Annotated in this window: 15 protein-coding genes; 4 read left to right on the top strand and 11 right to left on the bottom strand. The window is 34.1% G+C overall.

Going from position 1 to position 14,757, the window contains the following annotated elements:
- Positions 1-15: 15 nt before the first annotated feature.
- From ACFJGY_RS03840 to ACFJGY_RS03825, 4 genes are all read left to right on the top strand, one after another.
- Positions 16-813, top strand: a complete 798-nt coding sequence (locus tag ACFJGY_RS03840; protein ID WP_379968308.1) for a PAAR-like protein — start codon at positions 16-18, stop codon at positions 811-813.
- A 7-nt stretch (positions 814-820) separates the two neighbouring features.
- Positions 821-3,016: a glycoside hydrolase family 19 protein gene (locus ACFJGY_RS03835; protein ID WP_379968306.1), complete on the top strand. Its 2,196-nt coding sequence runs from the start codon at positions 821-823 to the stop codon at positions 3,014-3,016.
- Positions 3,017-3,056: 40 nt separating this feature from the next.
- Complete coding sequence (locus ACFJGY_RS03830) at positions 3,057-4,097, top strand: DUF3828 domain-containing protein (protein WP_379968304.1); 1,041 nt, start codon at positions 3,057-3,059, stop codon at positions 4,095-4,097.
- A gap of 588 nt (positions 4,098-4,685) precedes the next feature.
- The gene (locus tag ACFJGY_RS03825; protein ID WP_379968302.1) at positions 4,686-5,051 is read left to right on the top strand and encodes an iron chaperone; all 366 of its coding nucleotides are present in this window, start codon (positions 4,686-4,688) and stop codon (positions 5,049-5,051) included.
- Positions 5,052-5,065: 14 nt separating this feature from the next.
- On the opposite strand, the gene ACFJGY_RS03820 is transcribed toward ACFJGY_RS03825, so the two are convergent.
- The 11 genes from ACFJGY_RS03820 to ACFJGY_RS03770 form a co-directional block, all read right to left on the bottom strand.
- The gene (locus ACFJGY_RS03820; protein ID WP_379968300.1) at positions 5,066-5,590 is read right to left on the bottom strand and encodes a DUF4252 domain-containing protein; all 525 of its coding nucleotides are present in this window, start codon (positions 5,588-5,590) and stop codon (positions 5,066-5,068) included.
- A 14-nt stretch (positions 5,591-5,604) separates the two neighbouring features.
- Positions 5,605-6,873, bottom strand: a complete 1,269-nt coding sequence (locus tag ACFJGY_RS03815; RefSeq protein ID WP_379968298.1) for a GIN domain-containing protein — start codon at positions 6,871-6,873, stop codon at positions 5,605-5,607.
- A 95-nt stretch (positions 6,874-6,968) separates the two neighbouring features.
- Positions 6,969-7,703 carry a hypothetical protein gene (locus ACFJGY_RS03810; protein WP_379968296.1) on the bottom strand — a complete coding sequence of 245 codons (735 nt, stop codon included), beginning with the start codon at positions 7,701-7,703 and terminating at the stop codon, positions 6,969-6,971.
- Positions 7,669-8,187: an RNA polymerase sigma factor gene (locus ACFJGY_RS03805; RefSeq protein ID WP_379968294.1), complete on the bottom strand. Its 519-nt coding sequence runs from the start codon at positions 8,185-8,187 to the stop codon at positions 7,669-7,671. The genes ACFJGY_RS03810 and ACFJGY_RS03805 overlap by 35 nt, the downstream gene beginning before the upstream one ends.
- A gap of 186 nt (positions 8,188-8,373) precedes the next feature.
- On the bottom strand, positions 8,374-8,862 hold the full coding sequence (locus tag ACFJGY_RS03800; RefSeq protein ID WP_379968292.1) for a hypothetical protein: 489 nt from the start codon (positions 8,860-8,862) through the stop codon (positions 8,374-8,376).
- A 14-nt stretch (positions 8,863-8,876) separates the two neighbouring features.
- Positions 8,877-10,136, bottom strand: a complete 1,260-nt coding sequence (locus tag ACFJGY_RS03795) for a serine hydrolase domain-containing protein (RefSeq protein ID WP_379968290.1) — start codon at positions 10,134-10,136, stop codon at positions 8,877-8,879.
- 141 nt (positions 10,137-10,277) lie between these two features.
- Entirely contained in the window at positions 10,278-11,645 is a 1,368-nt protein-coding gene (locus ACFJGY_RS03790) for a T9SS type A sorting domain-containing protein (protein WP_379968288.1), read from the bottom strand.
- Between the two features lie 41 nt (positions 11,646-11,686).
- On the bottom strand, positions 11,687-12,619 hold the full coding sequence (locus ACFJGY_RS03785) for a 2-hydroxyacid dehydrogenase (RefSeq protein ID WP_379968286.1): 933 nt from the start codon (positions 12,617-12,619) through the stop codon (positions 11,687-11,689).
- Positions 12,620-12,710: 91 nt separating this feature from the next.
- On the bottom strand, positions 12,711-13,229 hold the full coding sequence (locus ACFJGY_RS03780; RefSeq protein WP_379968284.1) for an acyl-CoA thioesterase: 519 nt from the start codon (positions 13,227-13,229) through the stop codon (positions 12,711-12,713).
- Positions 13,201-13,881 carry a hypothetical protein gene (locus tag ACFJGY_RS03775; protein ID WP_379968282.1) on the bottom strand — a complete coding sequence of 227 codons (681 nt, stop codon included), beginning with the start codon at positions 13,879-13,881 and terminating at the stop codon, positions 13,201-13,203. The genes ACFJGY_RS03780 and ACFJGY_RS03775 overlap by 29 nt, the downstream gene beginning before the upstream one ends.
- Before the next feature lie 92 nt (positions 13,882-13,973).
- Positions 13,974-14,648 carry a T9SS type A sorting domain-containing protein gene (locus tag ACFJGY_RS03770; RefSeq protein WP_379968280.1) on the bottom strand — a complete coding sequence of 225 codons (675 nt, stop codon included), beginning with the start codon at positions 14,646-14,648 and terminating at the stop codon, positions 13,974-13,976.
- Between the last annotated feature and the right edge of the window lie 109 nt (positions 14,649-14,757).

Here is a 14,757-nt window from a genome sequence, read left to right as displayed (position 1 = left end):
AAAACACACAATCTGATGAAAAAATATACCGTGCAAAAAGGAGATTCTTTAAGCTCCATTGCTGAGCAATTCTGCGTGAAAGATGCTCAGACACTCCGTTCATATCACAATATCTATTGTCCATTAGAAGATTTGCTGGGACACGATGCGATTCCCGGAAAAGAAATCCTGATTCCCGAAGATCAAAAATATCTGAAAGAAGAAGTGATTGATCCCATGAACGGTTATGATGAGGGCGAAGCAGAAGGAACTTCCAAAGAAAAGCAGGAAGAATCTAAAGAGCAGAAAAAAGAACAGCAAACTGAAAGCAGTCCTAGTGAACATGATGGAAAATATTTTGTCATCCAAAAAGGGATGTGCCAGTGCAGCCAGGGTTTCAAGTTTCCCAAACTAAAAGTGACCAGCCACCAAAAACATTATTGGAATGATGCAGACGGACAAGCCGATTATCTTGCCGTGACCGAAGATGATTTGACGTTTGACCCTCCTGCGATGCCATTTGGTAACTGTAAACTGAAGCCTTCGTCCGGTGGTTATCTTCCTTGTGCATTTGCGCCAGCGGGAAAATGGCAGAAACCTTATGAAAAAGTAAAGGTAATGGGCAAAAGCTGCCTCACAGAAATGTCTGAGCTGATGTGCACCACAGGCGGTAAAATTACCATTTTGAAACACGGACAACAAAGCGAAGCCGGGAAAAGTCAGGTGAAAAAAGCTGACGCACGGGAACAGCACATTTACAATCCGGTGATGAATTTTGAGGAGTTTCAGGAAGAAGTAAATGAAACCGAAAACGAACCTGGTAATATTAAATAGAAAAAGTATGTCAAAAACAGGAGTTTCAGCGGTGTCAGGAAATATATCTCCCATAGTCGGAGAAAAACATATCTATCATGTCGCAGATTGGTATCCCTCGACCCCACAATCTGAGCGCAATCTATCTCAGGTAACATGGGAATTATTCAGAAAAAGAAGAAATGGAACTTTTACCACAACCAATATCCGGAAAAAAGGTGACAGCAGTTTTACATTTGGAGAAGCGTCTTTAGGGAATACTTACCGCCTGGAAGCTTATCTTCATAAGCCGGAAGGAGGCGGGCTGATAATTACGCCTAAACAAAATAAAATCCCACAAATAAGCAAAGTAGAACTTTTTTATGTAGATGATAAAAGAGGCAGCACGTTCAGCTTTATGGAAAAACTGAGAGCAAGAGCCTATTGCGTCAATATGTTTTATAAAGAAGTGACATTTACCCTTTGGGAAGACGATGCCAAAGGAAGTGGACATAATCCCAACAATAAACCTATCGAAACTCTGCCTCCTAAAAGAGTAAATGAAAATGGCGTTGCTGTGGGAGAATTTGTACTTACCAAAGCCTTGATGCAAAAGGCAATGCAGGGAGAATTTGATCCTAAGCAATTGGAGTTTTATGTAACGGTAGAATATTATAAAAACAAAAAGCACGATTCCGAAAATGTGAACGTGAAAAATCCTTTGTACTGGACACCGGGCGTTGTACCGCCGCCAATAGTCACGAAACTACCCGAGCCAAGAATCCCAAAAGCCAAAGGATCACCGGCAGAACAGAAACCTATTTCTAAAAAAGAAGAAAAAGGCATTGGCGACAAAATAGCGGATGCCGGGAAAGAACTCTGGGATTGGTGGGAAAGTAAGGGAACTATAAAAAAAGAGCAAGAGCCGACAAGACAGAAACCGGAAGGGAAAAGTGCAAGCAGTGTTGGAAGTGCACCGAAGGTGGAGAAGAAAGAGGAGGATAAAAAAGAGGATGGAAAGTGTCCAAATTGCAATAAAGATATTACAGTAGAAGAACTGAAAAAGATATTTACAAATGCAAGTGACACAACTCTGAAAGAAGCATCAACTGCTTACAATAATTATATGAAAAATTTAAATATGAATACTTGTTGGAATAAAGCACATTTTTTCGCACAAGCGTCAATAGAAGTAGGTTCTTCTTTTACTCTAAGGCATGGGGAAAGTTTAGATTATTCTACAAGAAGACTCAAAGATGGTGATTATGTTTCAGGAACTGGTTGGGTGAAAGATCTAATAAATGGAGGACATTACATATCTGGAACTTGGAAATCAGGTCCTTTTTCGTATTTTAAGAGAAATCCAGCAGAGGCAAACTTATACGGAAGAAAAGATTTAAATAAATATGGCGATGGAGGTATTCAAAAAGCTAATTATGAAATGATTGCAAATTTAGTTTACGATGATAAAAATAGATCAGCTAAAGAAAAATTGGGAAATACACAAACTGGAGATGGTTGGAAATTCAGAGGAAGAGGCTTGGTTCAGTTAACAGGGAGAGGAAATTATGATGCAGTTAATAAGTATACTTTAAAGGAAGAAAATATAGATATTCTAATAAATCCAGATAAAGTTAATGAAGTTAAAATTGCTGTTTTAACATCAATGGGTTATTGGAAAAATCATGGAGGAGATAAAAAATCTAACGGGCAAAGAGATGAAGATGTACTTTCTCGAACTATAGGAAATGATGTAGATTATGCAGGTAAAAAAAGAAACTTTAATAATATAACTTCAAAAGTTTTTAAGATTGATGAGTGTAAATTAACAAAGACAATAATTTCAAAAAGTAAATCCGAAAAAAAAGGAAAGTATGATATAGAAGCAGCAATTGCTCATCTTGATAGCAATGCATTAGCAAAATCTAAAGGAAAATGTGCTTTATATGTAAGACAAGCAATTAATGCTGGAGGAATAGATAATTTATCCGGTCACGCAACGGAATATTATGATATCGATAAATTATCAAAATATGGTTTTACTAAAATAGGAACAGATTTGAATTCTATTTCCTTAAAAAAGGGAGATATAGCAACGTTTGGTTCCGTAAAAGGACATCCATATGGACATATAGCAATGTGGAATGGGACAAATTGGGTTTCAGATTTTAAACAAAAATCATTTTGGGTAGCCACTCAATACTCAGTAGATAAGAAATATGCCATTTATAGATGGGAGGAATAATAATTCCGTTTATATTAATTAACATTTCAAATTTATTTTCATGAAAAAAACAATCATTTTATTCTTTTTTATATCAGCTTTCATAAGCTGTAAGCAAGAAACAAAATCTGTTGACAAGAATTCAACAGGGACTTTCAAAATTAAAAATTCTGAAAAGGCTATTAAGACCCTAAAAGAATTTTATTTATTATTTTACGGCAATGATACACTGAGAAACGATGAAAAGTTAATGAAAAAATATGTTTCTGAAAGGGTTTTAAAAAAAATTAATGATTTAAGTTCTGATGGAGAAAATCTAATTTTAGATTATGACCCTTTTATAAATGGACAGGATTATGATGGCAATATAATTAGAAAAACATTAAAGATTGAACCATTAAAAAATGAAAATGAATACAGTGTAAGCTTTTTGTTATTTGGAAGAAAAGATGAAAAAAGGACAAATATTGATATTCTATTGGAAAAGGATAAAAATGAAAATTTTCTAATTTATAGTATTCTAAACGATAAATATTTGAGCTTTAAAGACGGCAATTCATCTACAACAAAAAATGTGTTAGTAAATGAAAGTGAAATCATCGATTCTATGAAACTAGATAATTATCAGATTATAAAAAATGAAAAGTGTGATTTGAACGGAGATGGATTAAGTGATGTTATATTAATATTTAATCCTACGAAAGAATTTACACAGCAAGATGAAACAACTTTAGACTCGCCAGTTTATATTTTAATAAATAAAGGAGGAAATACTTTTGAAATTTACAAAAATAACCATCTTATTTACACATTTATGCCTAATACACCTGCAGAAGGGTTTAGGAATTTAATAATAAAAAATAATTTTTTTACTATTGAGCAGCAAGAAGGAGGAGGCAAATATTTTATTGACAGCTATACAACCTTTAAATACGATAATCAAAGTAAAAATATTATTCTTAGTAAATATGGTAAATCATATACGGATAGAAATGATCCCGATAAATTAATTCCAGACAATATATATACTTCAAAAGACTTTAAAACAATAACATTTGAAGAATATGATGCACAAAATTTAGAGGGGAAATTTAATCAATAACGCACCAAAGAAAGTGGACATAATACCAACAACAAACCTATAGAAACTCTATCTCCTAAAAGCGTAAATGAAAATGGCGTCGCTGTGGGAAATTTATGTTTACCAAAGCTTTGATGCATAAGGCAATGCAGGGAGAATTGATCCCAAGCAATTGGAGTTTTATGTAACGGTAGAATACTATAAAAACAAAAAGCACGAGTCCGAAAATGTGAACGTAAAAAATCCTTTGTACATATCCGGTGATTGTAATAATTCATCCAACAGAAAGCGGTTTCATTTTTGATTAGATCCAGCACACTAGAATCAAATTATGAAATCGCTTTTGCAATTGCACTTGACCATAAAATACAGTAATCTTCCAAACCATTCTGTCTGGTAAAAGACGTAATCTGAAACTTCTGTTTTCACTTAAAGAGAATACCTTTTATTAGGATGTGATGAAAATAGAATCACATTTTCCGTAATTGGAATGGAAATGGCATCTCAGTTTTAAAGGTTGGAAACATGAATTATCAAAATATTTCAGATTCAGAAGATAATTTCTGAAAAAATCTCGTATATCATTTTAACTTAAATTAATACACATTGATGATGAAAACATTCGAAGATTACTTTTCTCAATTTGATGAAGAGATCAGAAATAAATTGGAAACAATCAGAACTGAAATTAAAAATGAAATTCCGGAAGCCGAAGAATGCATCAAATATCTAATGCCAACTTTTGTTTTTCAGAATAAAAATCTCATTCATTTCGCCGCGTTTAGAAATCATATCGGACTATATCCCGGTCCGGAAGCTGTAACATTTCTTGAGAAAGAATTGGCGCAATATAAAACTTCAAAAGGCGCTATTCAAATTCCTTTGACAGAAAAAGCACCTTCGGAATTGATCAAAAAAATTGTGAATCATGCAAAGGAAAGAATCCTCAAAACCACAAAAACCACTAATAAATAGTGGCTGTTGAAAAATTAATTTCTATTGATTTTGATCTGATTTTTCTCTGTGGCATTGATGATTTTTGAAATATCATCCGCAGTAAATTTTCCTGATACATCTACGAAGATCGTTTCGTCTTTGTCATCATTCACAGTGATTATCATTCGCTTGATGATATCGTTGGATTGCTGGGCATTCAGGCTGATCAGATTTCCTTCCTGTTTTACAGACATCCATTCTTCATAATTATTCTTGTTCAGATAGTTTTGGAATTCAGCTTTAATTGGCGTTTTAGAACTTTCAACGATCAAGACTTTCACATCTTTAATCTTTTTTACAAGGTCAATAACTTCTTGGCTTTCACCATCTTCTCTCAAAGCGTTTTTCACATAAGACTTTGCAAGGAACGTTGGAACATTAATGCTAACATAGGTCGAATTATTTTTGAATCCAGGATTATCAAAGAAATCAGTGTGAACTTTATTCTGAGAAACCATACACGACTGAAGAAAAAACCCGACAACCGCCAAAATGATAATGTAGATGAATCGTAACATAATTTTAAGTTTTTTTAGTTAATTGATGTGATGCTTGCGCCCGTTACTTCCTGGGCAGACTTAGTCACTTTCGATGGATTCCCTTTGTATTGGACAGACGCTGCAGAACTGGCACTCGCTGTTACACTTTCTGTGGTATTTATTTTGACACTGGATCCAGAAGACGCATCTACAATCGCTGATTTAGTTACAAATTCTCCCGCAGAAACTGAGCTTCCGCTGCTTGCGCTGATGACGCTTGTACTAGCCGTCCCTGATAATTTTAAAGAACTTCCGCTACTTGCATCAATTGCTATAGATTTTGTATCAAGATTAATTTTCACATTAGATCCTGACTCTACTTCCAAAGCAGTGTTTGTAGAGATTTTGAACGTTCCGGAAACCAATGAGCCAGAATTGCTGCTCAAAGCAAGCGTAGATTCGCTGATTGGCGTAATTGCTTTGAAAGATGCTCCGGATTTTGTCACAAGTCTGGATAGTTTAGGATTAGAAACCTCAACTTTCAAATTATTAAAATTCAAATTTCGAACGCCTTTATTTCTGACAAAGATTTTCAAAATACCATTCTCTACCTCTGTCATTACGTATTGCTGTTTGTCAGCTTCTGTTTTCACAGTTACTTTTTGTGTAGGATTCTGGCTGAATTCCACTTCCACGCCAGATGAAACTTCGATTCCGTTGAATGCTGGTACTGTTCTTACACTGCCGACATTTATGTTATTTGAAGTGATGGTGGACACTGGATTTACCGACGTCACATTCTGCGTTTCCGCCATTAGGTTGCTTACATCTTCCATCGATATTTTTCCATCCAGCAGCATTAGTACAGAACTGTCTTCCGACATAATGTTAAGAATCAGATTATCCATAACATTGGCGGTAATATCCTGCGCCATAAATTTGATCTTGGCATCACGGCTGTTGACCGTTACCAGCTCTTCATATTTCATATTTTTGAGAGAGGCCGAAATATCTTTTTCTATTTTGCCGGACTGCAATAACAGTTTCTGCTCATTTTGATCTGCATTTTCAGATTTAATTGGTTTCTCAAGAATAAGCATTTTGAGTCCGTTTACTTTTCCTAAAAGCGGCTGGATCTTTCCTAACTCTGCATCATCAATTTTGAGATTGTTCAGAAGCTTGAACATCGGTTTTGCGATTTTGATAGACGTAACGCCTTCTGTATCCTGGTATCTGTCAAAGAGCTTATTGAGTTCTTCTGTTTGTCCAAAAATATTAGTGGACAGTAGAAATAGTACGAGTAATATTGATATTTTTTTCATGATAATATTTGATTGGTTTAAGGTCTCTTGTAATCGCCATTTTGATTAGATCTAGTTTGAAAATATTTTCAGTAGCGACCGCATTTGATTTAAAATTAATAATTAAGAATCCTGTAAAAATCGACTTGATTCTGAGCAGATTCTGCGTGATTTATGGTTTGGGTAACGTTACTTGCAAAATAATTAAAAGCATTCTCTGTAACCGCAATAGCTTCTTGTTCGTTATACATCGGTTTGCCATTGATGATCACATAATTCGGGTTATAATCTGAAATAGATTCTGCCGGAACCTCGATCTGCTTTTCTTCTTTTTTTGTTGAATTCTCTTGTTGAGCCATCAGTTTTTCAAATTCTTTTTTGACAAGATCTTTCACCACTTTTTCATTTGTAGCTTGATGAGCTTTCTGACTTTCCTGAGCTGCTAAAACTGCTTTCGGTGCTGACGTTTGTTCAATTTTTTCTGCGATTGGTGAGATTAGTTCTATATTTCGTTTTTTAGGAACATCATTATTTTTAGCAACTGTCGTTTCTATTTTTCCTGATTGATTGAACATCCACAAAACACTGATTCCCATTAATAAAACCATACTTGCAGCCATCCAGTATACTTTATAAGATGTTTTCTTAACTGGAAGTGCAACTCTTTTCGGTTCTTCCGTTTTCTTCAAAAAATCTTCAAAGCTGATATCTAGTTTTTCCTGTTTCTCTTCTTTCAGGAATGAGAAATATGGGTTGTCGCTTTCATTTTTCAGGAACAACTCTTCTTCCGGCGTTAGCTCTTCGCCTTCAAAGAATTTAGATTCCCAATCCTTGTATTTGTCGGTTTTCATACGCATAGAGTTTGTTAATTGATTCTTTCACTTTTTGTCTTGCTCTCATCAGATTCACGCGGACTGCATTTTCTTCCATTTCCATTATTCCTGCGATTTCTGAGATCTCATATTCTTCCACATCTTTCAGGTGAATGACCATTTTTTGTTTCTCGGGCAGTTGGGAGATGAATCCTAAAATCTGCTCTCTCATATTATTTGTTTCGATCTGATAAAGTTCCGAAGTATGTTTGGTCTGGCTGGCAAATCCCAATTTCACTTCGTGGTGTTTCAGGCGGTTCAGACATTCATTTTTTACACTTCTCATTGCGAAACTTTTCAGATTTTCGACTACTGTCAATTCTTCTTTCTTCTGCCAGAACTTCATCATCAGATCCATCACGACATCTTCGGCTTCATCTGCACTCATCAGAAACTTTTTCGCAAAACGGAACATCTCATTCTTGAGACTGTAAACCGTTGATTGAAATATTTCTTGAGTCATTGATTCTGTTTTAAGTTTGAGATTCAAAGTTTTAAGTTTTGAACCCTAAGATTTCCTGGTTGTTTAAAAGTAAGACATCTGTAATGTAACAATTATTACATCAAATATAAAAAAAGAACTCTAATTATTATTAAAGTTCTGATAATCAATATTATAAATTGAAAATTATTTTATTTAAATTTTGTATTAAAGTTTAAATTTTTGTAATGTTTTCCATTCCCCACCATCAACTTGTTCGATAAGAGATATTGTATTGAATCTAATTTTTTTCAGAAAATCAAGTTTCTTAATTTCATCAAATATTTCATCTGTACAAGTTGAATTTCTTGGATGCATCAATGTAATATGAGGTTCAGAGAATCTAATTTTATCACTTAATAAGATATTTCTTCTCAAGTCGTGATATTCCGGATTATTTTGATGAGCAGAAATCAAAACGCCTTTCCCTTCTGAGAATCTGACTATTTTTTCAAAATTAATTGTAATAAGTCTCTGTTTTAAAGAATGAATATTATCTAAAATTTGCTGGAAATTTCCGATTTCATCTTCCCTGCATAAGGTGACGTGAGACTTTATCAATCGATATTGTACAGGATTAAATTGAAGACGAATACTCTCAATTTCTGAAGCATATTCTTCATCCAAAAATAAAGTTAATTGTCTTCTTATTTCCATATTTTACCTTAATTCTACAACTCGCCGTTGCCTGCAGATGCCGAATCTTTTTCGCCGGCTCCAACGGGATTCATTGTTTTATTGAATTTATCTTTTTCGAAAGGGAAATCCTCAAACAAGCCAGAAAGTGATAAAGCGGAATAGACTTTCCCGGAATATTTGTTTCCGATAGCAATGATGGTGACCTTTGATTTTAGAAGATGCGCAAAAACCGAGTTGGTTCCGTGCCACCAGCCGTTGTGATAAGTGAGTTTTTCGCCGTTATCAAAATTTTTCATCCGGAATCCGAAACCATAATTGTTGATTCCTTTTTTCTCGTTGCTGTAAGGTTCGAAGATTTTGGCTTCAAGTTCAGGTTTCAGAAAATCTTTGGAATATAACGCAACGGAAAAATTAAGCAAATCTCTCGGCGTTGTGTAAACATTTTTATCGCCGTAAATCAAATCCAAATTACCTAACGGATAAAGTCTGTAACCACTGAAAAATGATTGAGACGCTGTCGGAATATTCTTTTTCTGAAAGATGTAAGTGTGATTCATCTTCAAAGGTTTGAAGACAATCTCTTGCATTGCTTCGGGAAAAGGTGTTTTGGTCACTTTTTCTACAATCAAAGCTAATAACGCAAAATTAGTATTACAATACATAAATCCGGTGTTGGATAACCGCGCCAATTCCGGTTTGTATTTGATCAGCATATTTACAACATCCTGATTGGTCAAAAATTCTTTTTTAAGTTCTTCCGGTGCGGGTTTTATGCCCTGATCAAAATGTTCGTATTTTGGAAGTCCGCTTCTTTGGGACAACAGACTAAAAACGGTGATTTCCGTATAAGGGAATTTCGGGAAAAACTTGGTAACGTTATCTTCGAGTTTCAGTTTTCCGGCTTCTACTAGCTTTAAAACTGCCATTGCCGTCATTGTTTTACTGACAGAGGCTACGTGCAGAGGTGTATTTTCATCAATTGGCATTTGTTTTCCCTCTCTGCCAAATCCCCGGTATTTTTCGAAGATAATTCTGCTGCCTTTTGCCACCAATATTCCGCCGCTGAGATCGCCTTGTTCCCAAACTTTTTGATAGTAATTATTGATTTGCGATAAAATAGAAGCTTGATTAGGTAAAGTTAATTCTTCCGGTGTAAAGACTTTTTCGAGATCTACATTGCTGTAATTGGGAAGTTTGGAGTCGTAGGTTTCTGATGCAGATTCTTTTTCTTTTTTACAAGAAACGACTGATAAAACAATTAAAACCGATGTAATTACTTTTCTAAAATTCATTATAACCAAACTTCTTTAAGGTTCGCAAGTTAACATAAAATGAAATTTTGACCGAAAGTAATTGTCTTAAGAAATGTTAAAAAAAGAACCCTTTTAGAATTTGAAATCTAAAAGGGCAATTATATCGGTAAAAATAATGGGTTATTGTTTGATGAATTTTTTATTTATAGCGTCCCCTGTTTTTGTAGTAACATTAATGATATAATTTCCTTTTGTAAGATTTGAAACATTGATGGATTTCAAAGTTTCGGGAAGCTGTTTTACCATTTTTCCACTTATATCAGTGATCTTAATATTTGAAACATCATCTGAAAAATTAAGAATATCTATTACTGGATTTGGATGTAAGATTATTTCATTTCTATTTAAATCTAAAACCGATAAACCACAGTTTATATTGTAAGTTGCTGTTGCATCTTTCTGCCAATCGGGATAACCAGCACTCGCTGTAGGATTATCAACCTGGATACAAGTCAGGTTTGGATTATTGGTTGCTCTGAATATTGAGATTAAATTGTTGTTCCCATTTTTAACATTCAGAGTATTTAATTGATTATCTCTAACGCTAAATAATGTTAATGCCGGATTTTTACTGACATCAATAGTTGTTATTTTATTCCCAAAACAAGAGAATTCTATTAGAGAAGTATTTTTACTGACATCTAAATTTGTTAATTGATTTTCCTGACAATATAGTTTTTGTAACACTGTATTTTTGCTTACATCAAGATGGGTGATTCCATTTCTCTGACAACTTAATTCTATTAACTCAATATTTTTACTCACATCTAGATTTGTCATTTGTAAATTATCAAAACAATACAAGTTTTTCAATTTTACATTTTTGCTTAAATCTATATTTGTCATATAAGTCATTCCACAAGATAGCAACTCTAAGTTTATATTTTCAGAGAGATTAATATTAGTTATTTGATTCGAAGATATGTCTAATGATTTCAAAGACTTATTTTGAGTTAAATTTAAAGATGTTATTGCCGTACTACTAACATATAAAAGTTCAAGAGCCGTATTATTAGTCAAATTGAGATTAGACAAATATTGGTTTTGACTAGAATACAAGTATTTTAAACCTACATTATTACTCGTGTCTATAAAATCAATCAGATTATTAACACATATCAATTCCGTTAAAGCAATATTGTTAATGATATTTATAGCAGTGATTTTATTATTATAGCAATTTATTTTAGTTAATTTTTTGTTTTCGTTCAGGATCAAATAAGGTAATGAATTAGAATAGCAAATTAATTCAGTAATATTTAAAAATTTTTCGATTCCCTTTAAACTTGTAATATTTCTGCTATTACAATCAATAGTTCCGGTAAATGCTTCTGCTTCGGAAATCTGTATCTCATTGTCTCCATTAGTGTTAATCTGAGCATTTCCCACTAAATATGCTTTAAATTTTGAATCATCAAACTCAACATTTTGAGCATTCATAAAGCTTACTCCAATCAATAAGATAAAAATTAGCAGCAATTTCTTCATAGTTTTAGTTTTAGTTTTGGTTGATTAGTTAAATATAGAAGTTAGTTTTTAAAATTCTCAAGAATTTTATCTACGATGATCTGAGCAAGTTTGATCTTACTTTGACTGGTCCAGCCTGCGATATGCGGCGTAACAATCACTTTTTCAGAATCCAAAAGAAATTGTAAATCCTGATTTTCTGTCTCCAAATTTTCAAATGATGACTTTTCATATTCCAAAACATCGAGACAAGCGCCCAAGACTTTTCCAGACTCAATTGCTTGTACTAAAGCTTTAGTTTTTAAATTTTTCCCTCGGGCTGTATTGACGAAATAGAAATTCTTTTCCATCTTAGAAATGAAATTTTCATCAATCAAATAATGCGTTTCCGGAGTCAGAGGAATATGAAGGCTTAGAATATCAGCTCTTTTCTGAAGTTCTTCTAAGCAAACCTGCGTTGCAAATTCATCAGAAAGATCTGGTAAAATATCATGAAAAATAACCTCAACGCCAAAACCGGAAAGCCTTTTAGCCGTGGCTTTTCCCATATTTCCGTAACCGATGATTCCGAAAGTTTTTCCCACCAATTCATCACCGCGGTTTTCTTCACGTTTCCAGATTCCATTTTTTACTTCGTTGGACGCAATGAAAAGTCTGTTCATCAAAATCAATAGCATCCCGACAACGTGTTCCGCTACAGAATCGCGGTTGCCTTCCGGAGAGTTAATGAGTTTGATATTTAATTGTTCTGCAGTTTCGAGATCGATATTTTCCATTCCGGCTCCTACTCTCGCAATGAATTTGAGGTGAGAAGCTTTAGTAAGGAAATTTTCATCTAATGGGATTCTGCTTCGGATGATGACACCCTCATAGTTATGAATCTTTTCCAAGACCTCATCATAAGTTGAAACATGATCTTCCTCCACTACAAAACCTTTTGCAGTAAGCTGTTCAGAAATTAACTGATGATTTTTATCGAGCTGTAGGATTTTCATAAAAGACATAAGTTGGAGGTTAGGCTTTAGAGATTAGATTAATATTGTTATTATAAAAAACGAGCTAAAAAAAGCCCGTCTATACTTATAATTACTCTCCTAAGAATAATTTTTTAAGTTCTACAGAATCTGTTGGTTTCATTCTTCCGGAAAGGATCAATGATAATTCTTTTCTTCTTTTTGCGGCTTCAAAACGTTCTATTTCCAACTCGGTTTCAGGCACTAATTCCGGTACTTTCGCCGGTTTTCCGTCGATATCTATCGCTACGAAAGTATAAATACCTGAGTTGGTATGAATTTTCTTTTGGTTAATCGGGTCGTCCAGCCAAACATCCACATAGATTTCCATAGAAGTAGAAAATGCTCTGGAAACTTTGGATTCGAGAACTACAATCCCGCCTTCCGGGATCGGATGATCGAAAGAAACGTGATTTACAGAAGCTGTAACCACTCTGGTTTCGCTGTGTCTGGTGGCTGAGATAGATGCCGCGCGATCCATTCTTGACAATAATTCGCCCCCGAATAAATTTCTTAACGAATTGGTTTCGTTGGGTAAAACGATATTCGTCATTACGGTAAGGCTATCTATTGATTTTTTGGATGTGTGCATTCTTTATCGGTTTTATACTATCTTTTTTAATTGAGTCCTGTTTCGGAATTGTTACAATTTTTTTAGGTGCTACTCTTTTGACAATTTTCTTTGTCGGGATCTGAGAAGATTTTCCAAAGATCAATTGCTGATCTCCAAAAAGAAAAAGTGAAACGCTTCCCAATATAACGATTGCGAGGAATGTCCAAATCACTTTTTTATTGAAACTGTAATCTCCGGAAATAATCGTTTTTCTGGATTTAAAAGATTTTAGATTTTGAAGATTAATCTCTTCCAGTCCAAAAACATCGGCGTTATTATCTGTTATCTTGATAACTTTATCGTGTTCATCCAACTGAAACTGCCCAAGATTTTCAAGGTGAAGAGTATTTTTCTGCTGTAATTTTTGAAACCATTTGGCGACCTCATTTTTAAGATTCGTCTGTATGATGAAAATATTAGAATTGGTCTCGTCTGCAATATATTTTGCCAGTTGATTATCAACAACAAACGGCTGATATTGGAAGGTTACCACTTCTTTTGGCGGAATAATGATGGAATTCTCTGCATCAATTTTTGCAGATTCTTTTGTAAGTTCGAAAACCCCAAAATCCGGAACTTCTGCTTTTTGATGCTTCAGAAGATATTGATATATATAATATTCAAAATTCATTTGGCACAAAACTACATAATTTTTGATGTTATAGAAAATATAAAAGGCTGCTTTTACGGCAGCCTTTTGAATTTGATATGAATAATTAAGGTCTAATAAGCAAATTTTACAACTTCAGAAACGTTGTTGCCAGAAATCTTAACCAGATACAATCCTTTTTGAGAAAGATTCAATTCGATTGGACTTCCGTTTGCATTTACTTTTAAGGTTTTGATCACTTTTCCGCCGAAGTCAAAAACCGTAAGGTCTATGTTTCCTTTCGCAGAGGTGAATAATTTTCCAGCAGCTACCTGAGATTTTACTTTTCCGTTATCAGCATCAGAAACAGCCAAAGTCGGAAGCGTGGTTGGTCCTTGTACAGAAGAATCCCCGGATTGTTTTGTAGCACCATTTTGCTGATCCTTGAACACAATTCCTACTTTTTGAACAGTAGTACCTGCATTCACTTTATTATTGCTGTTGGTGAACATTTTTGTATTTAGATTAATTGTTCCTACATAGGCATTTGCCGTAGAATCCCAATTCATTGTAACATTAGAATTGCTCCAGGCATCATCGTAAGAAACATTCGCAGAGTTGTCCGCAGAAAGAATCCAGGTATGAACATAAAAAGTAGGAACCTGGAATCCCGGATCATAAAACGAATAATCATTCGCTGCACCGTAAGTTAATTTGAAGACACCCGGACTTACGACTTGGGTGGTAAGCTGCGCTGACACAGCCACACTTGCAACTAAAGCAAGTGCCAAAGAATAAAATTTTCTCATAAATGTTAATTTTTAAGGTCTATATAAATTAGTTCAAATACTCTTCACAAAAATATTATAAACTAAATGTAAAAATAATATTAATTTTAAGTTAACAAAGAAAAATTTT

This window comes from Epilithonimonas sp. UC225_85 (genome assembly GCF_042695135.1).
Lineage (GTDB): Bacteria > Bacteroidota > Bacteroidia > Flavobacteriales > Weeksellaceae > Epilithonimonas.
The sequence above is the reverse complement of the archived record's forward strand: the minus strand, read 5'-3'. Positions and strand labels throughout refer to the sequence as shown.